Source organism: Anaerobacillus sp. CMMVII, from assembly GCF_025377685.1.
Taxonomy (GTDB): domain Bacteria; phylum Bacillota; class Bacilli; order Bacillales; family Anaerobacillaceae; genus Anaerobacillus.
The window spans coordinates 1-24,271 of record NZ_JACEHK010000014.1; the positions used below are offsets into that span (position 1 = coordinate 1).

General features: G+C 36.6%; 19 protein-coding genes and 6 pseudogenes. 18 read left to right on the top strand and 7 right to left on the bottom strand.

Features of this window, described 5'->3' with window-relative positions; genetic code table 11:
• From H1D32_RS17130 to H1D32_RS17140, 3 genes and pseudogenes are all read left to right on the top strand, one after another.
• Positions 1–220 (top strand): hypothetical protein (locus H1D32_RS17130; RefSeq protein WP_261179496.1); only part of this gene is annotated, 220 nt, incomplete at its 5' end.
• 361 nt (positions 221–581) lie between these two features.
• Positions 582–1,363, top strand: a pseudogene (gene yidC / locus H1D32_RS17135) (membrane protein insertase YidC).
• 282 nt (positions 1,364–1,645) lie between these two features.
• A complete protein-coding gene (locus tag H1D32_RS17140) occupies positions 1,646–1,978 on the top strand; it encodes a sulfurtransferase (protein ID WP_261179497.1) in 333 nt (110 codons plus the stop codon).
• 100 nt (positions 1,979–2,078) lie between these two features.
• Here H1D32_RS17140 and H1D32_RS17145 read toward each other — a convergent pair whose 3' ends face one another.
• A complete protein-coding gene (locus tag H1D32_RS17145) occupies positions 2,079–2,327 on the bottom strand; it encodes a helix-turn-helix domain-containing protein (RefSeq protein WP_261179498.1) in 249 nt (82 codons plus the stop codon).
• A gap of 123 nt (positions 2,328–2,450) precedes the next feature.
• Positions 2,451–2,702: pseudogene (locus H1D32_RS17150) on the bottom strand (Crp/Fnr family transcriptional regulator); the annotation flags it as partial.
• Positions 2,703–3,185: 483 nt separating this feature from the next.
• Here H1D32_RS17150 and H1D32_RS17155 point away from each other — a divergent pair.
• The 3 genes and pseudogenes from H1D32_RS17155 to H1D32_RS17165 all read left to right on the top strand — a co-directional run bounded on the left by H1D32_RS17155 (position 3,186) and on the right by H1D32_RS17165 (position 4,924).
• A pseudogene (locus H1D32_RS17155) lies at positions 3,186–3,853 on the top strand (FadR/GntR family transcriptional regulator).
• A gap of 35 nt (positions 3,854–3,888) precedes the next feature.
• Positions 3,889–4,463, top strand: a pseudogene (locus H1D32_RS17160) (pyroglutamyl-peptidase I).
• A gap of 164 nt (positions 4,464–4,627) precedes the next feature.
• Positions 4,628–4,924 (top strand): IDEAL domain-containing protein, encoded by a 297-nt coding sequence (locus tag H1D32_RS17165; protein ID WP_261179499.1) that lies wholly within the window; start codon positions 4,628–4,630, stop codon positions 4,922–4,924.
• A gap of 89 nt (positions 4,925–5,013) precedes the next feature.
• Here H1D32_RS17165 and arsA read toward each other — a convergent pair.
• Positions 5,014–6,779: pseudogene (gene arsA / locus H1D32_RS17170) on the bottom strand (arsenical pump-driving ATPase).
• A 117-nt stretch (positions 6,780–6,896) separates the two neighbouring features.
• Positions 6,897–7,253, bottom strand: coding sequence for an arsenite efflux transporter metallochaperone ArsD (gene arsD / locus H1D32_RS17175; RefSeq protein WP_261179500.1), 357 nt, complete (start codon positions 7,251–7,253; stop codon positions 6,897–6,899).
• 168 nt (positions 7,254–7,421) lie between these two features.
• Between arsD and H1D32_RS17180 the strand changes: the two genes are divergently transcribed.
• The 11 genes and pseudogenes from H1D32_RS17180 (at position 7,422) to H1D32_RS17230 (ending at position 20,823) form a co-directional block, all read left to right on the top strand.
• Positions 7,422–7,760 (top strand): ArsR/SmtB family transcription factor, encoded by a 339-nt coding sequence (locus tag H1D32_RS17180; protein ID WP_261179501.1) that lies wholly within the window; start codon positions 7,422–7,424, stop codon positions 7,758–7,760.
• Positions 7,761–7,779: 19 nt separating this feature from the next.
• Positions 7,780–8,847: an ACR3 family arsenite efflux transporter gene (gene arsB, locus H1D32_RS17185; protein ID WP_261179502.1), complete on the top strand. Its 1,068-nt coding sequence runs from the start codon at positions 7,780–7,782 to the stop codon at positions 8,845–8,847.
• 39 nt (positions 8,848–8,886) lie between these two features.
• Positions 8,887–9,306, top strand: coding sequence for an arsenate reductase (thioredoxin) (arsC, locus tag H1D32_RS17190; protein WP_261179503.1), 420 nt, complete (start codon positions 8,887–8,889; stop codon positions 9,304–9,306).
• Positions 9,307–9,876: 570 nt separating this feature from the next.
• Positions 9,877–11,218, top strand: a pseudogene (gene accC / locus H1D32_RS17195) (acetyl-CoA carboxylase biotin carboxylase subunit).
• Positions 11,219–11,299: 81 nt separating this feature from the next.
• The gene (locus H1D32_RS17200) at positions 11,300–11,923 is read left to right on the top strand and encodes a TetR/AcrR family transcriptional regulator (RefSeq protein WP_261179504.1); all 624 of its coding nucleotides are present in this window, start codon (positions 11,300–11,302) and stop codon (positions 11,921–11,923) included.
• 13 nt (positions 11,924–11,936) lie between these two features.
• The gene (gene accB, locus H1D32_RS17205) at positions 11,937–12,434 is read left to right on the top strand and encodes an acetyl-CoA carboxylase biotin carboxyl carrier protein (protein ID WP_261179513.1); all 498 of its coding nucleotides are present in this window, start codon (positions 11,937–11,939) and stop codon (positions 12,432–12,434) included.
• 55 nt (positions 12,435–12,489) lie between these two features.
• Positions 12,490–14,046, top strand: coding sequence for an acyl-CoA carboxylase subunit beta (locus H1D32_RS17210; protein ID WP_261179505.1), 1,557 nt, complete (start codon positions 12,490–12,492; stop codon positions 14,044–14,046).
• Between the two features lie 170 nt (positions 14,047–14,216).
• The gene (locus H1D32_RS17215) at positions 14,217–16,310 is read left to right on the top strand and encodes a methylmalonyl-CoA mutase subunit beta (RefSeq protein ID WP_261179506.1); all 2,094 of its coding nucleotides are present in this window, start codon (positions 14,217–14,219) and stop codon (positions 16,308–16,310) included.
• Positions 16,297–18,441 carry a methylmalonyl-CoA mutase gene (gene scpA / locus H1D32_RS17220; RefSeq protein ID WP_261179507.1) on the top strand — a complete coding sequence of 715 codons (2,145 nt, stop codon included), beginning with the start codon at positions 16,297–16,299 and terminating at the stop codon, positions 18,439–18,441. The genes H1D32_RS17215 and scpA overlap by 14 nt, the downstream gene beginning before the upstream one ends.
• Positions 18,442–18,547: 106 nt before the next feature.
• Positions 18,548–19,573: a methylmalonyl Co-A mutase-associated GTPase MeaB gene (gene meaB, locus H1D32_RS17225; protein ID WP_261179508.1), complete on the top strand. Its 1,026-nt coding sequence runs from the start codon at positions 18,548–18,550 to the stop codon at positions 19,571–19,573.
• A 188-nt stretch (positions 19,574–19,761) separates the two neighbouring features.
• Complete coding sequence (locus tag H1D32_RS17230; RefSeq protein WP_261179509.1) at positions 19,762–20,823, top strand: EAL domain-containing protein; 1,062 nt, start codon at positions 19,762–19,764, stop codon at positions 20,821–20,823.
• A gap of 83 nt (positions 20,824–20,906) precedes the next feature.
• On the opposite strand, the gene H1D32_RS17235 is transcribed toward H1D32_RS17230, so the two are convergent.
• A complete protein-coding gene (locus H1D32_RS17235; protein WP_314733442.1) occupies positions 20,907–21,362 on the bottom strand; it encodes a PCYCGC motif-containing (lipo)protein in 456 nt (151 codons plus the stop codon).
• 250 nt (positions 21,363–21,612) lie between these two features.
• On the opposite strand from H1D32_RS17235, the gene H1D32_RS17240 reads away from it, so the two are divergent.
• On the top strand, positions 21,613–22,515 hold the full coding sequence (locus tag H1D32_RS17240; RefSeq protein ID WP_261179510.1) for a phosphatase PAP2 family protein: 903 nt from the start codon (positions 21,613–21,615) through the stop codon (positions 22,513–22,515).
• Positions 22,516–22,828: 313 nt separating this feature from the next.
• Here the strand turns inward: H1D32_RS17240 and H1D32_RS17245 are convergent, their stop codons facing one another.
• Both H1D32_RS17245 and H1D32_RS17250 read right to left on the bottom strand, forming a co-directional pair.
• The gene (locus H1D32_RS17245; protein WP_261179511.1) at positions 22,829–23,515 is read right to left on the bottom strand and encodes a cytochrome c biogenesis CcdA family protein; all 687 of its coding nucleotides are present in this window, start codon (positions 23,513–23,515) and stop codon (positions 22,829–22,831) included.
• A 3-nt stretch (positions 23,516–23,518) separates the two neighbouring features.
• On the bottom strand, positions 23,519–24,037 hold the full coding sequence (locus H1D32_RS17250; RefSeq protein ID WP_261179512.1) for a TlpA family protein disulfide reductase: 519 nt from the start codon (positions 24,035–24,037) through the stop codon (positions 23,519–23,521).
• Positions 24,038–24,271: the final 234 nt, after the last annotated feature.

Genomic DNA, 24,271 nt, shown 5'->3' on the forward strand with positions numbered 1-24,271 from the left:
TATTGATATTTATCGAAAAGCTAATATTGAACTTAGCTTTTTTGGACCGATTATTGATGCAATACTATTAATGGTTGTTGCACTAGCTATTTATACTTTTGTTGCTATGTCTGGTGGTAGGGTGGATAGTCCCAAATCTTGGGTTAACAGAGGCTTATTTCTCTTAGGTATTTGTACCATATTTATGATTTCTTTCTTTTACGTAGTAACCTTTCGCTAATGAATGATGAAAAGGAGCTTTCAAGGAGGTGAGCATGGTGGATTTTCCATTTGACGTAACGATAATCTGGGTTTCATTTTTACTCTCATTGATATTCGTAATGGCTTTTATAAGCAAATGTGGTTTACTTCCCGTATCTCAACGTCAAATTCGCAGAATAAAACTTATTGCTAAGGTACGAAAAGTAGATCTTCCCATAAGTTTTTTTATAAAAAGAGTTCTTATTGTATTTCGGAAAAAACCAACCAAAGAATTTTGTAATAATTCTGTAGATGAAGATCGCCTTAATCTCTTCTCTTTTGGTCATTACTTTTTTTCATTTTGAGGAGGAATTTTCATGCGATCCATTTATCAAAAACAAATGCTTACTTTTGTCAAATATAAGAAAATAGTGGGAATGATTTCCACAGTATTAGCTGTTTTTGCATTAACAGGTTGTGGAATGGAGGCTTCACCAATTACGCCTGATAGCCCAGGCATTTTTAATCATTATCTGGTTTATCCATTTTCATGGTTACTGATAAAAACAGCAGTATTGTTTGGTAATAATTATGGACTTGCGATTATTACTGTAACTATCTTTATCAGGGTTATGCTTTTGCCGGTTATGATTAAACAAACAAAAAACATGAAGGCTCTACGTGACATTCAACCGAAGATAAACGAATTAAAAGAGAAATATTTTAATAAAGATGAAAACACTCAAAAAAAATTACAAGAAGAAATGCTCAAACTTTTTAAAGCTGAGGGAGTTAACCCAATTAGTAGTGGGTGTGCACCAATTTTTATCCAAATGCCAATTTTGTTGGCCTTTTATTATGCAATAAGCCGAACAGAGGAGTTAGCAAGGCATTCATTTCTATGGTTTGATTTGGGAGTTCCTGATCCATATTACATCTTGCCAATATTAGCGGCATTAATGACGTTTATTCAATTACGATTAACGGCATCTGCACAACCAGAAGCTAATAAACAATTAGTCATGGTTATAGCTTTATGCCGATTTTGATTTTATTTTTCGCGATTAATTTCCCTTCTGCTCTTTCTCTTTATTGGGTAGTTGGAGGAGTTTTTGGAATTGCTCAAACCTACTTTCTAAATCAAGGTCGCCTAAATTTTAAAAAGGAAACAATCAGGAGTTAGCTTGAGATAGTGGTGAATACCGCCGCTCTTTAGTAGTTGCATCTAGCAAAGCGTGAAGAGAAAGCTTACTTGGCTTCTATTGCAAATGGGGCTACAATTAAGATAGAATGTGCACCTTATTTGGTTTGATTATTTTCCGAAAAACGGTGCTTCACTTTTTGTAATTCTAATTTTCTTTACCCAAAAATAACCTTTATAAATTTAAAGCTTATGTCTTGGCGAAATGTCGACTGTTGATTATAATAAGATTTGTGACAGATTGCTAAAGACGGGTGAGCAGAAATGTATATTATCTTAATTTCATTTTTATTAATAGTGATGTTTTATTTATATCAGAGATATTTTCCAATTTGGTATGTTCCTAGGATGGATGTAGCCAAGGTGAATTATGGTAATAATATTGTTTATCTAGATGTTCGTGACTACCAAGATGCTTCGCATAAACCTGTACAAGGAGCATTTAACCTTCCTTATGCTTATTTGAAGAGGCATCATGATCAAATTACAAGTTGTGAGGTTGTAGTGGTTGCTTCTGATCCAGTTCTTAAAAACTTAAGTATTCGCTTTTTAAAAGGACACGGATTTAAAGTTGTTGGTTATCAATTAATCAAATAATTTTAATACGAAAAACAGCCAAAGAATGTAATTCTATTGGCTGTTTTTTAGATTCGCCAAAAAGCAATCGTTCTTTTCGGCATCAGTTGTTTTAAAAATACTAAATGGTACACTCTTCATAAGCACAGTGTTCACACCGAAGTTGATCCTGTAAAAATTGAATGTTATGAATGGTAATGTATTTTGAATTTATAGAAATGATTTGATCATTAACAAGATGTTTTAATATTCGACTAATGCTCTCTCTAGTAGCGCCGATATGGTTAGCTAGTTCTTGGTTAGTCAGCTTTTTATCTATTAGGATGCCATCTTCGACTCTTTTACCGTGAGCATTACTTAAACGGATCAAAATGGAGAAAAGAGCTCCTTTTTTGCCACAGAAAATAAGATCTCGAAACTGGGCAAGTAAAGAGTTACTATGCTTTGAAAACCACTTCATAAATGCCAAAGCAAAAGTACCGTTTTGACGGCAAATTTCTTCAAGTACGACTCGTTCGAAGCGAATTAATTTAGCATCTTTAATAACGTCAGCATTACAAGTCGCTCTAAGGTTATTGTATAAACTTAGTTCCCCAACGAAATCGTCCTGCTGTTTAAATTGAAAGAATAATATTTTCCCCTCAACATTTGTCTTACTTAGACGTACCTTACCACTTTTAATTAAATAAATGTGGGTTGGTGCATCCCCCTCTAAAAACAGTGAATTCCCTTTTTTAATAAAAATTTCAGTTCCATGTGAAACTAGAAATTCTCGGTCTTCCTTACTAAGTTCATTGAAGACGGTCTCTCTATCTAGTTTGTTTGTTCATTTTTACCCCCCCAAGCCAGAAAAACTCCTAAAAATTGTTACGTAAAGATAGTATACATCAGCACGTTTCCAAATTCCCTAAACTTTGCTCCTTATTAAATGCCCTTTCCTGAAAAATGTTCCTATACCAACGAAGCAATTTATCGTATGATGAATTATTGGATTGTAGCAAATAAGATAAAAGTTTTATAGTAGCTTCAATAATAATCATACTATTTAAAAGGTTATCCACTAATCATATTTTGTGGCTAAAAACGTAATTTTGATTTTAGTAAAATCTCATTTATAATAAATAGAAACTAACGAAGTTTGGGTTGTATCGGAGGCAGTGGGGAATTGAAATTCATAAAAATAGAAAAAAAGAAACTATCTGAAGAAATTGCAGAAAAACTAAGACAGATGATTCAATCAGGGGAGTTACAACAAGGGGAGAAGTTAGATTCTGTCCCGAATCTTGCAAGTCAATTTTCGGTTGGGAAAGCAGCAGTCAGAGAAGCGCTTAGTGCCTTAAAGGCTGTTGGACTAATTGAGGTAAAGCAAGGGTTAGGTACTTTTGTAAAACAACCTAGTCAGTTTTCACTACCTTCTCTAACGTTACAAGGACTAGTTAATATTGATGAAATAAACAAAATCTTTGAAATTAGGAGGATACTGGAGCTTGGTGCTGTAAGAGTAGCAGCTACACATCGAACCGAGGATGATTTGTACCTATTGGAACAGATCTTAGAGAAAATGAAACAAGGAATTAATGATAAGGATGTTGGTGAAGAGGCTGACTGGAGTTTCATATGGCTATTGCAAAAGCATCAAATAATAATTATATTGTCGATATGTTAAACAGTATATCAAGTACAATTAGAGCTACAATGTTTGACTCACGAAAACTTTGGTTGTTTTCAAATAGAAAAACAGCTCTTCAACTTATGGAAGAACATCAAACTATTTTTCGAGCAATCGTCGATAAAAACGAAAAAGAAGCTCAAGAGTTAATGATGGAACACCTGGTCGGAGTCGAAAGAGGCTTAATAGAATTTTTAAGTGATGAAAAAGAGGAGAAATTTATATGAGAGTATTAGTAACAGGGTTTGTACCGTTTGGAGGAATGGAGGTTAATCCCACGACTCAGCTTGTAAATTCTCTGCCAAAAGAGAGATTACAAGGTTTCGAAATTCATACCTGTATCCTACCAGTGATTTATGATCGATGTGTTGAAGAACTAATTATTAAAATAAACGAAATGAAACCTGATGTAGTGATTTGCTGTGGTTTAGCATTGGGCGAGCATGTGTTACTATAGAGCGAATTGGAATAAATGTAAAAGATACTGGAGGCGAAGGTCTTAAAGGAGACAATCGAGGAGAAAAACCTGTAGACGAAAAAATAGTTCAAGATGGTCCTGATGGTATTTTTTCTACCTTGCCAATTAGGAAGATGGTTGATCGTTTAGTTGAAAATGGGGTACCGGCTCAAATATCTAATACTGCAGGTACGTATATATGTAATAATACTCTTTATGGAGTTTTACATTATATCAAAACAGCTAAATTACAAACAAAAGCAGGATTTATTCATTTTCCAGCAACTCCAGAAATGACAACTGCGAAACCGAATGTAGCAAGTATGTCTTTTGAAACACAACTTGAGTCCCTAATTATTGCAATTCATGCCTTAAAATAAAAATTCCGTAGTTTTTTCTAAATTTTGGAAAAAACTACGGAATTTTTATTTTGGTGAGGTTTAACTTTTCGATGATAAGGGTATTTTATAAATAAATAATTAAAATATCAGAAAGTTGAAAATTGTAAGAAAATTAAGTATAATTGTTAAAAGGGGGTTTTAATATGGAAAAGTTTGCAATCAACAAAAAAATGTTAAGGCAACTAACTTTAATGAATAACCATAGAGAGCCTTCTCTCGAGGTAATCGACTCGTTATTAGCACAAATTTTTTTAGAGGTGTCAGTCTACCGATTTAAGAGATCTTCAATTCAAAAAGAAATTGACACTGCGTTAGAAACAGGAAATAAAGAACTTTTTAAGGTCCTTGCTACAAAGTATAATGAAATATTATCGAAGTATAAAGATGGTATCCATGTATCTGAACAAGGCTTTGAATTTACAATGAACCTCGATGAATAAGAAATGGTTCGATAGTTAAAAAAACTTCCCTAAAAAGTATAGGTGGAAGTTTTTTTGAGGAGATAAATTATAAAGTTCTTTGGTGATGTCTATTTAAAGTAACTTTTAAGACTATCTATACCGATTGTATCATCTGCTTGCCATGGAACGATGACACATTGGTTAGAAAGTTCTGTTCGTACCTTAGTAATCCATTGCTCTTCTGCCTGTGCTCTTCCTTTCAGGATAGGGTCCATTGAATTAGCAGCTTGGAAGCTTTGATTTATTACCCACCACTTAGGATGAATTTCAGCTCTGTTTAGGTCATCTTGAAGACGACTAGCTTCAAAAACAGGTGTAGCTTCTGGTAAGGTTACAAGTACAACATTGGTAATATCAGGATCACGTAACCTAGGTAATAAGTTCTTTACACTTTCTGGCATATCACCATTCGAACGGCTAACTTCTTTATGATATGATTCTGCAGCATCCAAAAGTAGCAAGGTATGACCAGTAGGTGCTGTATCAATAACAACAAAAGCGTCTTGAGCTTTGTCTACAATTTTGGCGAAGGCCCGAAAAACTGCAATTTCTTCTGTACAAGGTGAACGTAAGTCTTCTTTAATGTACTCTAAACTTGCCTCATCAAGTGTAGCACTAACCTTTTCTAATACCTCGTCACGATAAATTTCAACTTCTTTTTTAGGGTCTATTCGGCTTACAGAAATACCTCCGTCAAAATTTTCAGTTTGTAACACAATAGACAGGTGCGCGGCTGGATCTGTTGTCGTAAGGTGAACCTTATGACCTTTTTCTGCTAGCCCGAGAGCAATCGCAGCAGCTATCGTAGTTTTTCCAACTCCACCTTTTCCCATCGTCATGATCACGCCATTCTTCTTTTCAGCAAAAGCGGTAACCAGTGAATGAAGTGATGGAATTTCTGTAGCACTTACGCTTTTGGTAATTTCAGGTGAAATAAAATCTAATGGTTTAAAAAAGTTTGTAGAGCATGTAAACCAGTTAAATTGTAGGGTACAAGTGGAAGTTTATATAGATTAATTTTTTTTAGGTATTCAGACATTTGCCCTAAAGCCATTTGTTGTTTTCTTTCTAGTTGGATGGCAATTGGATCATCTATCTTAGTTGCCTGAAAGACTCCATTAATAATAAGAGTTTGGTTAGTAATACCAAGTTCACGAAGCTCTAAGGAAGCTCGTTCAGCCTCATTTAATGATGAATATTCGGGTCTAGATACCAGGACTAGTGTTGTTTGTTCGCTGTTTGCAAGAGCATTAACAGTAGTTGCATAGAGATCTTTTTTTGCAGCAAGCCCAGATAAAGGTCCTAAGCATGAGGCGCCTGTTGTGTTGTCGTCTAAAAAAGAAGACCATGCAGTTGGCAATTGCAATAATCGTAGCGTATGACCAGTCGGGGCAGTATCAAAGATAATATGATCAAACTGTTTTGTTAGCTCTTGGTTTGCCAGTAAATTTGTAAATTCATCAAAAGCAGCAATTTCGACCGTACATGCACCTGAAAGCTGTTCTTCCATATTATCGATAGCTGCTTTAGGTAGTTTGCCTCGGTAAGGCCCAATCACACTCTCACGATAACTCCTGGCGGCTTCCTCAGGGTCTAAGTTTGAAGCGAATAGATTTGCAATACCGCTAATTTCAGTAGGGGTATTAGAGAGTTTCACTCCAAAAACATCCTCAAGATTTGATGCTGGATCTGTACTTACGATTAATACTTTCTTTCCTGCTTCAGCAAGGGAGACAGCAGTGGCACATGCTGTAGAAGTTTTCCCAACTCCACCTTTTCCAGTGAAGAAAAAATGTCTGGTTTCAGCTAATTTACTTGGATGAAATACTTCCATATATATATAACAACCTTTCTTTGTTTGTTAGTGTAGTAAAGTTATTGAAGGCTAAATGCTTCGAGTCGATACGTAAAGGAAACTCTAAACTTTAAACTCTACACTCAAAACTGAAAATTAGTTAGTTTTTAAATCAAGTGTTAGCTTTGGACTTTTTACATCAAATTCACTAACATCAATTTGGAGCCAAGTGGCCAGTTCTGTTTTTGTCGGATAATTATGTGTTTTAACAATTTTTCCACCCACAGCAGTAGCAGGAAGTGCGTCTATTCCTTCTGCTTCAAGTAACATGCTAATATCAGTATTCAATACATATGGTTCTGCGTTTTGTGCTAAATTATATCTAACGACGTCATAGCCTTTGTTTTGCAGGGTTGCTATATCACGGGCGATTCGGGTTAGCTCGGGATCTACGTCAGTACCACAGACTCCTGTTGGGCAGCATAAAGCAGGGTCAAAAATTTCAATTTTCATGTTTATTCTCTCCTTTGGTTTTCTTATAAGAGGGTAGTACCTACGCGTTTTATCTTTCCCATGTCGCACTTAAGTTTCCCCCTTTTACAATAGTTTAACATAATCTTTATTGACATATAAGTATATGCTTATATAATAATAATAAGAAAAGCATAGGGAGTTGAGTATATGGATCCGTTCTCAGTTGAAAAGATGGCAACAGTCTTAAAGTTATTAGGGGATCAAACTAGATTAACGATGATCCTTTTACTTAAGGAAAGTGATTGTTGTGTCTGTGAATTTGTTGAACTTTTTAACATGAGTCAACCGTCGATTAGTCAGCATGTTCGCAAGTTAAAAGATGCAGGAATTGTTAATGAAGCTCGAAGGGGGCAATGGATCTTCTATTCATTAAATAAACAATCTGATTATTATAAGGTCATTTTGTCAATTACCGAGTATCTCCCAACACAGGAAGAAAAAATATATCAACTAGAGAAATTAGGTAAAAAAATTAGTTGTGACTAATCAAAAGGAGTGAGAGAAATTGGATAAGCAGAAAGAAAAAGAGCAAGGGATTGGCTTTTTTGAACGGTATTTAACGGTTTGGGTTGCCCTCTGTATTTTAATAGGTCTGGCTATTGGTCAGTGGCTACCAGTAGTTCCTGAAACCTTAAGTCAATTTGAATATGCTCAAGTCTCAATTCCCGTAGCTATTCTGATTTGGTTAATGATTTATCCAATGATGGCACAAATTGATTTTGCGAGTATTGTGAATGCGGGGAAAAAACCTAAAGGTTTGGTCATTACATTAGTAGTGAACTGGATCATTAAGCCGTTTACAATGTTTTTCTTCGCATGGCTGTTTTTTAAGGTGATTTTTTCACCTTTTATCTCAGGTGATCTTGCAACAGAATATATTGCTGGTGCGGTTTTGTTAGGCGCAGCTCCATGTACAGCAATGGTATTTGTATGGAGCTATTTAACTAGAGGAGATGCAAGTTATACTCTGATCCAAGTATCTGTTAATGATTTAATCTTAATTTTTGCCTATGGTCCGATTGTGATGTTTTTATTACGTATTAATGATGTAGTCGTTCCTTACGAGACAGTTATTTTATCAGTCATTTTATTTATTGTTGTTCCATTAGTTGCCGGTTATCTATCCCGTATCTTATTAATTAAAAATAAAGGGAAAGAATGGTTTGAACAAGTTTATATTAAGCGTGCAGGGAAATTTACAATGGTAGGGCTCTTACTTACCTTAATTATTATCTTCTCTTTCCAAGGTGACGTCATTTTAAGTAATCCGTTCCATATTGGTTTGATTGCTATTCCGTTAATCATTCAAACATTCTTTATTTTTATCATTGCCTATTTTTGGGCGAAAAAATGGCGGTTAGAGCATAGTGTTGCAGCACCTGCCGCGATGATTGGCACTAGTAACTTTTTTGAATTAGCAGTTGCTGTAGCGATTGCCTTGTTTGGCTTAAACTCAGGGGCAACTTTAGTTACAGTAGTAGGCGTTTTAGTTGAAGTACCATTAATGCTTTACTTAGTGAAAATAGCCAACAATACAAGGCATTGGTTTCCAGAACCAAAGCTTGCTAAGTAAATATCAATAAATAAACAAATCAAAAGGAGTTTTAATTTTATGTCTAAAAAAACAATTTACTTTCTATGTACAGGGAATTCTTGCCGTAGCCAGATGGCTGAAGGTTTTGGTCATCATTATTTAGGTGATGAATGGGATGTGTATTCTGCAGGGATTGAAGCACATGGCGTAAATCCAAATGCAGTAAAAGCGATGCAGGAGATTGGTATTGACATTACTAAGCAAACCTCTGATAGAATAGATCCCGAAATTTTGGAAAAAGCTGATTTGGTTGTCACTCTTTGTGGCCATGCGAATGATGTTTGTCCTGCTACGCCAAAAAATAAAGAGCGTGTTCACTGGGGCTTCGATGATCCAGCAAAGGCGGAAGGAACAGAAGAGGAACAGTGGGCATTTTTCCAACGAGTGCGTGATGAAATAGGTGACCGCATTAAAACATTTAAAGAAACAGGGAAGTAATACAAGCCACCAAGAGGAGAACTGAAATTTGCAGTTCTCCTCTTTTTTTGCATAACTGCTTTTAGAAATCAGTGCTAACTCCAGCACCAATCCTTGAGGTATAAAAGATTCAATCCAAACCTTGTTCAAGTTCGGACAGGATCAGGTTGAAACATAGAAAAGTATTCCGAACCTAGGCTAATTTCGGAAATCATGCTGAAAACTAGAAAAGTATTCCGAGCCTAAAAGCACTCCTAGTTGGAAGAACAATCACTGGTCAGGCTAAGCAGGCAATAAAGCACACTATATTTTTTCCAATCCCCGCCTTAAGCTTTCTAATCTAAAAAATCCTTGAAATTCCTCAAAGCGTTGCATTAGGCTCATTCTACATTCTAACTAAGCCCCAATCATCGAGCCCACACAGGAAATTCCGTATTGTAAACTTTAAACTGAATAAGAAACTATTGACAATGGTTCATTATTTTCGTAAAATTCAGATAGATAGTAGACTGACTAGTCGGTCGGATACAAAACTAACAATGAGCGGACTTCAAGTAAATGAACAACCAATTTATGAGATGAGGTGAAAGGATGTTTAAAAAAGTCTTAGTTGCTAATCGTGGTGAAATTGCCGTTAGAATTATCAGAGCATGTCAGGAATTAGGGATTTCAACGGTCGCTGTCTATTCTCAAGCTGACAAAGAAGCACTCCATGTCCAGTTAGCGGATGAAGCCTATTGTATCGGGCCTCACCTTTCAAAAGAAAGTTATTTAAAGCAAGTGAACTTATTGAGCGTTGCAACCATTACAGGAGTTGATGCGATTCATCCAGGATATGGATTTTTGGCAGAGAATGCGGAATTTGCTGAGATGTGTGGTGCATCGAACATTACATTTATCGGACCGACCCCAGAAGCTATTCAGAAAATGGGGGCGAAAGCTGTTGCGAGAGATACGATGAAAGCAGCAGGAGTGCCAATCGTTCCAGGAACAGATGGAATTATTACTAATTTACAAGAAGCATTAAACACAGCTCGTGATATTGGCTTTCCTGTAATTGTTAAAGCCACTGCTGGTGGTGGGGGAAAAGGAATGCGTGTAGCCGAAACCGAGGCAGAGTTACAAAAAGCAGTATCGATGGCGCAACAAGAAGCTGAAACTGCTTTCGGGAACGCTGGGGTTTATTTAGAAAAGTATGTAGAAGAACCACGACATATAGAAATCCAAGTGTTAGGAGATACTCAAGGGAATGTGATTCACTTAGGAGAACGTGATTGTTCCATTCAAAGACGTCACCAAAAGTTGATTGAGGAAGCTCCTTCTCCGGCGTTGGATGATGAGTTGCGGCAACAGATGGGCGAAGCAGCTTTAAAAGCTGCAAGAGCCGTAAATTATACTGGTGCAGGCACAGTAGAATTTTTACTGGACAAACATAAAATTTCTATTTCATGGAAATGAATACGCGAATTCAAGTAGAACATCCTGTTACTGAAATGGTGACTGGTGTCGACTTAATAAAGGAGCAATTAATGGTAGCAGCAGGGTATCCTCTCTCGATTACTCAAGAAGAAGTAGTGATTAATGGTTGGTCAATTGAATGTCGGATCAATGCAGAGAATCCAATGAAGAACTTTATGCCTTCACCAGGGAAGATTGAGGCGTATCATCCACCGGGTGGTTTAGGGGTTCGTGTTGATAGTGCAGCGTACCATGGATATGTCATTCCTCCGTTTTATGATTCCATGATTGCAAAATTGATTGTCCATGGAAAAACTCGTGAAGAAGCTATTGCTAGAATGAAGCGTGCGTTAAATGAATTTTGATTGCTGGGGTTGAAACAACGATTCCCTTTCATATTGCTTTACTTGAGCATGAAGACTTCAAAAATGGCAATTTCACGACAAAGTTTTTAGAGCAGAACCAAATTATCTAAAATCATAGTAGTCTAGTACCTCTTACAATATTTTCTTATAAAATTTAGTTATAGCAAATCAAAAAGAATGGAGGTAATGTTTTGATAGAAAAACCTACGAAAGAAAAAATAACCGAAGTAGCACTCCAACTTTTTGAACAAAATGGCTATCATGCAGTAACGGTTGATAAAATAGTAAAATTAAGTGGAACAAGTAAAGGAACTTTCTATCATTACTTCAAATCTAAAGACGAACTTCTTTATAGTGTTCATGATTACTTTATTACTTATGTCCTGGACAAAGCGACTGAAGCTTACGAGAAATGGCATACACCTACAGAACGTTTATATGCAATTATTAAATCGTTTGTCATGATGTTTGATATGTACCGACCTCATGTTACAGTCTTCTATCAAGAGAGCTTATACTTAGCACCAGAGTATTTTCAAGAGATAAAGAAGAAGCGAGACAAATATAAAGAAATGATGTTCAAGGTCGTAAAAGAGGGAATAGATTTGGGGGAATTTCGGAAAGAATTGCCAGTTCCCATCACATCAATGGCTATCTTTGGAATGATTAATTGGACTTATAAATGGTACAAAACAGAAGGAGATTATTCTATTTCTGAAATTGCAGATATTTATGCTGACTTTGTCTTGCATTCTATGTTGACTAAGGATGCTCTACTAACTTACGAGCATCTACTAAAAAACGATAATTTATAGGAGGGTAATAATGATGTTTAAAATTAATGACCTAAGAGAGTTAATACGTGCGGTGGACCGTTCAAATATTGATGAATTAATTGTAAAAGGTGAAAATAATGAAAAAGTTGTTATTCGTAAAAAAGGAGCTTCAATTGTTGTAACTGAAAATGTGAACTCAGTGCCTCCAGCGGTACAAAGCAGTCAATCAGTAGTTCCACCACCAGTACCAGCAGCGTATCCACAAGAAATAAAAGCAGAAGAACCAACTACTCCTGTCGTTGTTGAAGAAAAATTGCATAAGATTACGTCCCCTATGGTTGGTACGTTTTATGCGGCTCCATCACCAGATGCGCCTGCTTTCGTTAAAAGTGGAGATCTAGTAAAAAATGATACGGTTGTTTGTATCGTTGAAGCGATGAAACTAATGAATGAGCTTGAAGCAGAAGTAAATGGTGAGATTGTCGAGGTGTTAGTCGAAAATGGCCAATTAGTAGAGTATGGTCAACCTTTATTCCTAGTAAGAGTATAATGATGAAAGTTTCGTTGTGCAGATCTTAAACACTCAAAGGAGGTTGACAAAGGCAATGGATATGTTTGATAAAATCGAAGAAATGGAAGAACGTCGTTGGAAAGTAAAAAACGGCGGAGGTGATGCGAGAATTGAGGCACAACATAATCGTGGCAAACTAACTGCTAGGGAAAGAATTGACATGTTAGTTGATGAAGGAACATTCGTTGAAATAAATCCTTTTATAGAAAATCGAGGATTAGCCTTAGCCTCGGGGAGTTCAGAAGCTCCTGGTGAAGGTGTGGTCACTGGATATGGAAAAATAGACGGTCGTTTAATCTTTATCTTCTCTCAAGATTTCACTGTATTTGGTGGAGCGCTAGGAGAAATGCATGCAACAAAAATTGCCAAAATTATGGATTTTGCAGCTGAAAATGGGGCACCTATTATCGGTTTGAATGACTCCGGAGGAGCGAGAATACAGGAAGGTGTTCTATCTTTAGATGGCTATGGACATATTTTCTACAGGAATTCAATTTTTTCAGGAGTAATACCACAAATCTCTGTCATCATGGGACCTTGTGCAGGTGGAGCGGTTTATTCACCAGCCATCACTGACTTTGTATTCATGGTGGAAAAAACGAGTCAGATGTTTATTACTGGTCCGAAAGTGATCAAAAGTGTGACTGGGGCAGACATTGATACAGAAGATTTGGGTGGAGCAAGAGTTCATTCAACATTAAGCGGAAATGCCCATTTTACCGCACCAACAGAGGAAGAAGTGTTAGCTCAAGTTCGAAAACTAGTTAGCTTCTTACCACAAAACAATCAAGAGAAAACTCCGACAAAACAACCAGAAATAAAGCGGCCAAGAGATGAACGAGTCGACGAATTAATAGATATAGTACCTATAGATGGAACGAAGGTTTATGATGTCCGCAAAGTAATCATGGCCATTATTGATGATGAGAATTTTATGGAGGTTCAACCATCATTTGCAAAAAATATTGTTGTAGGCTTTGCCAGAATTAATGGAGAAACTGTTGGAATTGTCGCCAACCAACCGAAATTTATGGCAGGTGGTCTTGATATCGACTCTTCTGATAAATGTTCGAGATTTATTCGTTTTTGCGACTGCTTTAATATTCCTTTGATTACGTTTGAGGATGTTAGCGGATTCATCCCAGGAATAAAGCAAGAACATGGTGGAATCATTCGTCATGGTGCAAAAATTTTATACGCCTACTCCGAAGCGACTGTACCGAAAATTACCGTCATTACAAGGAAAGCTTTTGGAGGAGCGTATGTGGCCTTAAACAGTAAGGCGATTGGAGCTGATTTGGTATTTGCTTGGCCAAATGCTGAAGTGGCTGTTATGGGGCCAGAAGGAGCGGCAAATATTATTTTTGCTAAGGAAATTGCTGAAAGTTCCAACCCAGAGGCCGTTAGACAAGCGAAAATTCAGGAGTATCGTGAAAAGTTTGCTAACCCCTACGTTGCTGCATCTAATGGCATGATTGACGATGTTATTGATCCTCGCGACACGAGAAAATGCTTAATAAATGCCCTTGAAATGTTAAAAAACAAACGAAAGCAACTACCAAAGAAAAAACATGGAAATATTCCATTATAAACATTCTTCTTGCTTACTCAACTAGTGCTCCTGCGGATTTTTCTCAGGGGCATTAACTCAATCATAAGTTTTAATGAGTTTTAGAGTTTATTCTAGGAGAGTTACAGAAAATTCTTCTCTGAACTACTTTCAAAACTCAAAACTCAAAACTCTAAAGGTAGGTGACTACGGTGGGACCAGAAGAGACTAATAAAGATTTTTTTAAGGAGATCTGCGACTTTCCAATTCCGTCTTACGAGGAGTGGAAAATAGCTGTAGAAAAATCATTAAAAGGAGCTCCTTTTTCTAAGCTCCTTACAAGAACATATGAAGATATTATTCTTCAACCTATGTATCAACAACGTGATGTCAAAAATTTAGCATTTTCTAATACTGTTCCAGGTGACTTTCCATTTATCAGAGGCACAGACCAAGTAGCTGGTGAAAAAAGCTGGCTAGTAGCCCAAGAAATGATTCATCCGCTTCCTGAAATATTAAATGAATGGTTAAAAAACGATTTATCCAAAGGTGTTAATGCAATTAATCTCGTTATAAATGACGAGTTAAAATTAGCTACGGGTAAAAGAAGTTTTAGTCAAACAGGGGCAGGTATTTATACTTTAGCTGATCTTGAAACTATTTTCGAGAATATTGATGTTACTGAATTCCCTATTTTAATAGAATGTGGTACGAACCATTCTGTATTAGGGCTAATCGCAGCTTATTACCAAAAATATAATTTACCTCTAAAAAGTCTTAGAGGGTGTATAGGTACTGATCCAATTTCGATGTTATTGAAAGAAGGTACATTACCTAATGATATGGCTATCTATCTAGATCAAATGGCTAGTGCAATCAAGTGGAGACTAGAAAATGATATTGAACTAAAGTTAATCACTATAGATGGAAATATCTATCACAATAGTGGAGCTAACGCGGTTCAAGAGTTAGCATTTATGGCAGCAACTGGTGTTTATTATATTCGTGAGCTGCAAGAGCGCGGACTTAGCATTGATCAAATTGCCTCTTCTATTAGTTTTTCAATCTCAATTGGGTCTAACCTTTTCATGGAGCTTGCCAAAATTCGTAGTGCTAGAATGTTATGGGCTACCATCGTAAAAGCTTTTGGAGGTGAAGAAAGAAGTCAAAAGTTACATGTACATGCTAGAACATCTCAGTGGACAAAAACGGTTTACGACCCTTATGTCAATATGCTTCGAGGTACAGTCGAAGCATTTACCGCGGCACTAGGTGGTGTTGATAGTTTACATGTCAGTCCGTTTGATGAGACATTTACGTTACCGAGTGATTTTTCGCGAAGAACGGCACGTAACATTCAATTGATCATTCAAGAAGAAGCACATGTCCTAAAAACAGCTGATCCAGCTGGTGGCTCATGGTATGTAGAACATCTTACCGATGAAATTGGCAAAAAGAGTTGGAAGTTATTTCAGCAGATTGAAGAAGTAGGCGGTATGTATACAGCAATTCAAAATGGACTACCACAAAAATTGATCAAAGAAGTTTCAAGTCAGAAAAAGGTAGACATTGAGAAACGTAAACTGAAATTCGTGGGTGCAACCATGTATCCTAATAGCGATGAGTTAGTAAAAAAACGCGATGATCAAGTATTACATGAACTGTTAGAACAGCGGTTCAACACCATTAAACAGAAGAGTGCTGTATCGGTTTCCATTAGTAGTCAAAATATGATGAGTGATATCATTGATGCATTTGAAATAGGGGCTAGTGTAAACGACATAGTTAGAGCTTTAGGTAGTAGTAATGTTGCATCCGTAGAAAAGCTTGAAACTTATCGCGCTACAGAAGACTTTGAGGAATTAAGAAAAATAAATGATAGCAAAAAACAAGCTGGTAGGCCAGCAAATGTGTTTTTGACTAGTATGGGCCCGCTTTCACACCATAAACAACGCTCTGACTTTATCGCTAGTTTTTTTGAGACAGGAGGCTTTCAGGTGTTAAGAAACGATGGCTTTAAGACTACAGCAGAAGCCATTCAAGCGACTATTCAAACTGATTCGTCCATCGCAATCATTTGTGGAAAAAATAAAAGCTATCACGAACACGCTATACAAATTGTAACAGAGGTAAAAAAGAAGCGACCTGATATCCGCTTATTTGTTGCTGGAATGCAGGAAGCAGAGCTTGAAAAACAATTAATTGGAGCAGGTTTAGCTGGATTTATTCATGTTGAAACCAATTGCTACCAATTATTAAAAGAGCTTCAAGGAGAAACGGAGGGGCTTGAAAATGAACAATCCTGATTTTACAAAGATATCATTAGACAGAGGATCAGACGATACTGAGCCTAAACCTACTTTTTCCGAACAGCAATCGTTTCGCACGTTGGAGCAAATCTTTGTAAAACCCCTATATTGCTATGAAGATATAAAAGAAATGGAACATCTTGATTATGTTTCTGGTATACCGCCGTTTTTACGGGGACCTTATCCAGCTATGTATAAATCAAGACCTTGGACAGTTAGACAATATGCAGGATTTTCTACAGCAGAAGAAAGTAATGCTTTTTACCGCAGGAATTTAGCGGCTGGACAAAAAGGTCTTTCGATTGCTTTTGATTTAGCAACACACCGTGGATATGATTCCGATCATCCTCGCGTTGTCGGAGATGTTGGTAAAGCTGGAGTGGCAGTGGATTCAATTTTGGATATGAAAATCTTATTTGATGGAATTCCTTTGGATAAAATGAGTGTCTCCATGACAATGAATGGAGCTGTATTACCAATTATGGCCTTCTACATTGTTGCTGCTGAAGAACAAGGTGTAAGCCAAGAACAACTCTCTGGAACCATTCAAAACGATATCCTAAAAGAGTATATGGTACGAAATACGTACATTTATCCTCCAAAGCCATCAATGAAGGCAATCGCTGATATCTTTGAATATACATCAAAGTTTATGCCAAAGTTTAATAGTATTAGTATATCTGGCTACCATATGCAAGAAGCAGGGGCGACAGCTGATATTGAACTTGGTTACACTTTAGCTGATGGGCTTGAGTATGTACGTACAGGGATTGAAGCTGGACTTGATGTCGATGCGTTTGCGCCGAGGCTATCCTTTTTCTGGGCTATTGGAATGAACTACTTTATGGAAGTCGCTAAAATGAGAGCAGCTCGATTACTATGGGCGAAACTGATAAAGCAATTTAATCCTAAAAATGAAAAATCACTAGCGCTTAGAACTCACTCACAAACATCGGGTTGGAGTTTAACAGAGCAAGACCCGTTTAATAATGTCGCAAGAACATGTATTGAAGCGCTAGCAGCTAGTCTAGGACATACTCAATCACTTCATACAAACGCTTTAGATGAAGCAATCGCATTACCGACGGATTTTTCGGCACGCATTGCGCGAAATACTCAATTATTTTTACAAGACGAGACAGGAATTTGTAACGTCTTAGACCCATGGGGTGGCTCTTATTATGTAGAATCACTTACAAAAGAGCTAGCAGAAAAAGCATGGGGACATATCCAAGAAGTTGAAAAACTTGGAGGTATGGCCAAGGCAATTGAGACAGGGTTACCCAAAATGCGTATTGAAGAGGCGGCAGCAAGACGACAAGCACACATAGACTCGAAAAAAGAGACAATTATTGGCGTAAACAAATATCGTCTTGAACAAGAAGATCCAATCGAAATCTTAAATATAGACAATACTGCGGTTAGGAAATCTCAGATCAAAAGACTTGAGGAGTTAAGAAACAACCGGGATGAGGAGAAAGTTACTAGGACGCTTCAAGCGATTACAGAAGCTGCAGAAACAGGTGAAGGAAACTTGTTAGCGCTTGCAATTGAAGCAGCTCGAGCAAGGGCAAGCTTAGGGGAAATATCTGAAGCTTATGAAAAAGTTGTTGGAAGACATAAGGCGGTGATCCGATCTATTAGTGGTGTATATCGAGCAGAATTTGCTGAAGGTAAACAAATAGATGTAGTAAGAAAAATAGCTGATGATTTTGCTGAAACAGAAGGAAGACGTCCACGAATTATGATTGCAAAACTTGGCCAAGATGGGCACGATCGTGGTGCCAAAATTATCGCAACTGCCTTTGCTGACTTAGGGTTTGATGTGGATATCGGTCCATTGTTCCAAACACCTGAAGAAGCAGCCATTCAGGCAGTCGAAAATGATGTTCACGTCATTGGAATGAGCTCCCTTGCAGCAGGTCATAAAACACTTTTACCTGAGGTTGTGAAAGAACTTAAAAAGTTAGGGAGAGAAGATATCTTAGTAATCATTGGAGGGGTCATCCCACCTCAGGATTATGAATTTTTATATGCACAGGGTGCAGCTGCCATTTTTGGTCCAGGAACAGTTATACCAATTGCTGCCCAAACCGTGTTAGAAAAAATAAAAGAGCAACTTGACTAAAGTTTACAGTTTAGAGTGTAGAGTTGAAAGTTGAGGAGAGTAAAGCATCGAGTCTAATCTCAAACTCATAGCTCTGCACTCAAAACTCTAAACTAAGAAGAAGGTGATGTTTCTGGAAAAGGATAATCAAGCTCCAAAGCGGAAACGGAAATTATTTGTTGAAGATTATGTTAAAGGGGTACTTGATAATAACCGAGCAATGTTAGCCAAAACGATAACGCTTGTGGAAAGTAATGCCGAAAAACACTTTCATCTAGCACAACAGGTCATAAGTGAATTACTCCCTTACACAGGGAAATCAATTCGAATTGGAATTACGGGTGTACCAGGTGCAGGCAAGAGCACGTTAATTGAAGCGTTTGGAACTTATTTATGCGAGTTAGGGCATAAAGTTGCTGTTCTTGCTGTTGATCCTAGTAGTCAAATATCAAAAGGGAGCATTCTAGGTGATAAAACAAGAATGGAACAATTGGGAAGAAATAAAAATGCTTTTGTAAGGCCGACGCCAGCAGGTGGTACTCTTGGTGGTGTTGCAAGAAAGAGTCGTGAGACAATGCTTGTTTGTGAAGCTGCAGGCTATGATGTGATCATAGTCGAAACTGTCGGAGTTGGACAGAGTGAAACGACTGTTAGGTCCATGGTGGATTTTTTCCTTGTGTTAATGATCACCGGTGCAGGTGATGAACTGCAAGGGATGAAAAAAGGTGTTTTGGAAATAGCAGATTCTATTTTCATAAATAAAGCAGATGGTACTAACAAATTGAAAGCTGCTGCTACAAAAGAAGAATACAATCAAATTCTACATTACCTTCCGCCTGCGACAAAAGGATGGGAGCCTAAAGCTTATACTTGTTCAGCCCTTTATGGCGAAGGAATTGATACGATCTGGGATGTGGTTGGGACGTATGTGAAGCATACGAAAAAAAACCACTTATTTTATGAACGGAGAAAAGAGCAACTATCCTTTTGGCTTCATGAAACTCTTCAAGCACAATTATTAAATAGATTTTACGAGGACCCAATCGTTAAAGGGAGTTTACCTGAATATAAACACAATATTGAAAATGGAATGCTTACCGTTACTTTAGCTGCCCAGGAACTATTAAATAAGTACGACCGTAACATAAAGTAAGGTGACCATAGTAGCTGTTATCCTTACTGCTATGGTCACTTTTTTTGTTAGGTTCATTTCTTCTCAAAATAAAACCTAAAATGCAAAAATGCAAATGAATTTACCAAAGCAAAATATACGTTTTTTCCAGCGAGATGTGGTAGCATGAATCAAATAAGCATTTACTACCACGGGTTGGAGTTGAAGTTATGGAAAGGTGTTCAAGTTGTTCTAAAGTAAATGAAATCTATGAGACTGGTACGATTGAGTTGCAAGTAATAAACCAAATCATAGATTCCATAGTCAATGTAATAAGTAAGTCTAACGTCGTATTTGATAGTGGTTTGGCTTACGTGCGTTTTCAATACTCTTCGATCGAGGAACTAACTACTATCTTAGCTAGAATTGATATTATGTTTAATGAAGAAACAAAAGTGAAAATGAACTGTAGGATTCTTCCTTCGCAACCTAGTCCTGAGGTCGTTTCTGCGGTTACTTCGTTTTCAGAACTTAAAGAGAGAATGAATAATAGACAGTACGTAAAAATAATTAATGACCAATTATTTACAAGTTTTATACAACCGATAGTAACTTTAGATCGTTTAGATGTTTATGGATATGAATTTTTATTAAGACCAGAGAAAAATCAAGCGGATTTTTTGCCAGGAGACCTATTTGCTTTTTCAAAAAGAGCGGGCTTACAATCATTACTTGATAGTCAAGCAAGAATTTCCTCAATTGAAAAGAGTGCGAGACATTTAAAGAGGGGGATTAAACGGTTTATCAATTTTCTGCCATCTTCGATTTATGACCCCAATCACTGTTTGAAAAGTACCTTTGCGGCGGTTGAAAAATATGATGTTGAGCCTACAGATTTAGTTTTTGAAGTCGTAGAAACTGAACAAATAATGAATATGACACACCTTAAGAATATTTTTGATGTTTATAAGAAGCATGGGATGAAAGTAGCTTTGGATGATTTAGGGGCTGGCTATGCAACACTAGAGGTATTAAAACAATTGCAACCAAATTATGCGAAGGTAGATCGTTCGATAATTGATCGGTGCGATCAAGATGTAGGTAAGCAAAAAATGATAATAGACATTGTTAAAATTGCGATGGAATACAATATTATTTTACTTGCGGAGGGGATTGAACGTAGCGAGGAAGCAGACTTTTGTAAAAGTGTTGGAATCCCATTAGCTCAAGGTTACTTTTTTGCACCACCAGGTCCCTTACCTTTAGAGGAATTAAAGCTTACGAGGTTGTGAGTTTTAAGTATATAAATAAAAGCTATCGCATCTATTTCGCGATAGCTTTTCCATTTAAAGAATTTGATTTAATTGATCTTTTTTTAATGACCCGGTGGGTGAGGTGTTGGTGTTGGTTCTGCATATTTTGAGTATTCTTCATCAATATACTTGCGAATATCGACAAGTGATACACCTTGTTCATGTAGTTCTTGCACATCCAGTGCAATTTCGATACAAATGCCTCAGCCAGCGCCATGATTGTCATAAACAATCAAATCATCGGTACTTTCAGTATTGGAGATAAAACAATCTTTGACATTGTTATGATTGAAAGGATCAACATAACAACTGCAGTAGCATGGAATATATTCTAAGATTCCATCCTCGGCTTCAACAGCATATTCATAAGCTGCCATGGCTCCCGGATAAGTGGCGTTTAATACGTAATCAGGGAAATTATATGGATTGGAATCTTTAGCAGAACTATTACAACCTACTAAAACTAGTAGTAAGAGAAAGAACGCTAAGTAAAATATTTTTTTGGTAACTATATCCATTCATTCCACCCTCTTTTCTATGAGTATTTTTAATAAATTTATTATACAATGAAATAAACATCAAAAACGTAACTTTTATCACATTTCACTAGATCCTCAAATATACTTAAAAACGTGTAAAAAAAAGAAAAATTATGTAATGGCGGTCTGTTATGTATCTAAACTAGGAACCAAATAAAAAGAGTTAGAGTTGTGTAATTTCGGAATGAATATATAATAATAGTATTCAATATTAATAGGGAGGTTTAGGATGAGCCAGCTAGACATTTTGCAATGGTTTACACAATTACAACATCCAGTATTAACTGTGTTTGCACGAGTTCTTACATTTTTAGGGAATGAGGAATTTTATTTCTTAATTTTGCCGCTTGTTTATTGGTGTATTTCCAAAACGGTTGGTTTTCGACTTTTTTACATTTTTATTTTATCGATGTATGTGAATTCATTCTTGAAAATCTATTTTGCAGTAACAAGACCGATTGGTGCAGAGGGGGTAAATAATCTCTTTGTCAGCTCTGCTGAAGTTGGAAGTCATTATCCACATGACTCTTTTCCGAGCGGACATGCTCAAGGTTCTACAACACTTTGGGGCTTTCTAGCTTATCAAAGTCGTTCATCTCTTTTTATGATCGGAAGTATCGTGTTGATTTTGTTGGTTTCTATTTCAAGACTTTATACAGGTTTACATTGGCCAACGGATATCATTGCAGGGATAGGTTTAGGAATAGGGATTATTATTGTTTCCATGTTTGTGGAGAAATTTTTATCAACGATTGGCATTGGTGTTAAGTGGCTTCTAGCAATCATTGTACCAATTCTTTTATTATTGATTTTCCCAGAGGAAGAAGGCTTTAAATTTGCTGGAATTCTATTAGGGGCAGGAATTGGATATTTATTAGAAGGTAAATTTGTAAACATGGAGATAAATCGCAGTCTACTGAGAAAGGCAGGAGCTTTTACAATTGGAATAGTTGGTATGTTTGCTATTCAAGTTGGGTTAAAAGAAGTTTTTCCAGAAGAATATATTTTCGACTTTATTCGATATGGCTTAATAGGTTTATGGGGATTATTTCTAGCACCAATCGTATTTGTTAAGCTTCGTATTTATGAGCAAGAAAACAATAAACATCTTCCTATGCAAAAGATGATGTAAATGAAAACAGCAGGAAAAGCACCGATAATCGGTGCTTTTCCTGTTGGTATATTGATAGAGATAAGCAAACAGACTCTAGTAAAGGCTGCTTTCGTATAGTTTGTTGCTTTCGTAAAAATCCCAAAAGCCGGATTTTTACACATAAACAACAAGATATCACTATTTATTTAGTAAGCATTGCTCTTTTCTTACTTTTTCTACTAGGGAATTCTTCATCTAAGGAATTTTTCCAATTACATTAGGTTAAAAAGCAACAAGTTTTTTTGTGCGACGAGTAACCGCAGGAGCAATGTTTACGAAAAGTGCCTTAGGATTATAAAGCTGGAGTAATGTAGGCCATGTTTCCAGTAATAAGTAATAATCCTAGGATGATCAAGAAAATCCCACTGATTATAGATATGACTCGAAGGTGGTTTTTAACTGTATTCAAGAATTGAAAACCGAGAGTACTCAATATTCCAATAAGTAAAAAAGGTAAACCTAATCCTAAGCCGTAAACAAATAACAGTCTACCACCACGCCACATTGTGTCTGATTCTGCAGCCATAATTAAAATAGAGCTAAGCATCGGCCCAATACACGGAGTCCAGCCAAAGCCAAAGGCTAGCCCCATTAACGCAACACTCCACAAACTGTTTTTCCTTTTAAATAAGAAATCTAAACGGAACTCTTTGTTTAATACTTGAAATTTTAGCAAGCCTAGTAAGTGAAGACCAAATAAAATTACGATAAAACCAAACAGTTTCGAGAAGTTTTCAGAGTAGCTTAAGGCTTTTGAGCCAATTGTTGAAGCGGTCATCCCAAGTAAAATAAGCGGAATAATCAAACCAATAATAAACATACAAATCCTTACAAGAATTTGTTTTCGATGGTGCCGATTATCAATTAGCTCAGTGACCGAAAGTCCAGTAATAACAGCTAAGTAGCTAGGGATTAATGGAAGAATACATGCAGATGTAAAAGACAAAATACCTGCAGTTAAGGCTAGGATATAGTCCATAATCTACGCTCCTTGGCCGTGGAACTTATCGAAAGCATCTTCGTAGCGCTTGAGAAGTTCGTCTGAGTCCAAAATAATATACGGGTATGCCCCTAAGCTATTACCTTCCTCGTCAAAGAACACATAGGTTGGTGAAACGTTTACTCCATAATGATTTGCGATACTACGATCTAAATCAATACCATACAAATGGGTCGCTTTATACTCATTTTCAAACTTATCCTGAATTTCGTTACGTTTACCATAAAAAACGATCGTGATGACTTCAAATTCATCTTGTTCTTGGGCGAATTGCTGGATAAAGGGCATTGAAAAGCTACAGCATTCACAAGGGACGGCAACAAATTGTAGAATAGTTTTCTTTTGGCCAATATATTGATCTAGTAAAATAGGTTCTTGGTCGTTAAAGCGTTCTACTGTGATAATATCCGGATTTTTATCAACTGCAAAAAAACCGTATAGGGTATACCCGATTCCGCCAATAATAAACATGATTAGGACGATAGAAATTTTGTTTATCACCTAAATACCTCCTATACCTCTGTAAGTTAAACTGATAAAATAGTTTTGGAAAGCAACCTAGCAACGATACCATATTTGTTGTACATATACAATCATACTAGAAAAGGGGGTGACTTATATTTGAAAATTTTTAACTTATTTATGACAATTTTTATTGTGATAATGTTAGTAACTGGTTGCAACAACCAAAACCATCCTTCCATAAACGTAAAATTTCTGAATGAAGGTCAAATT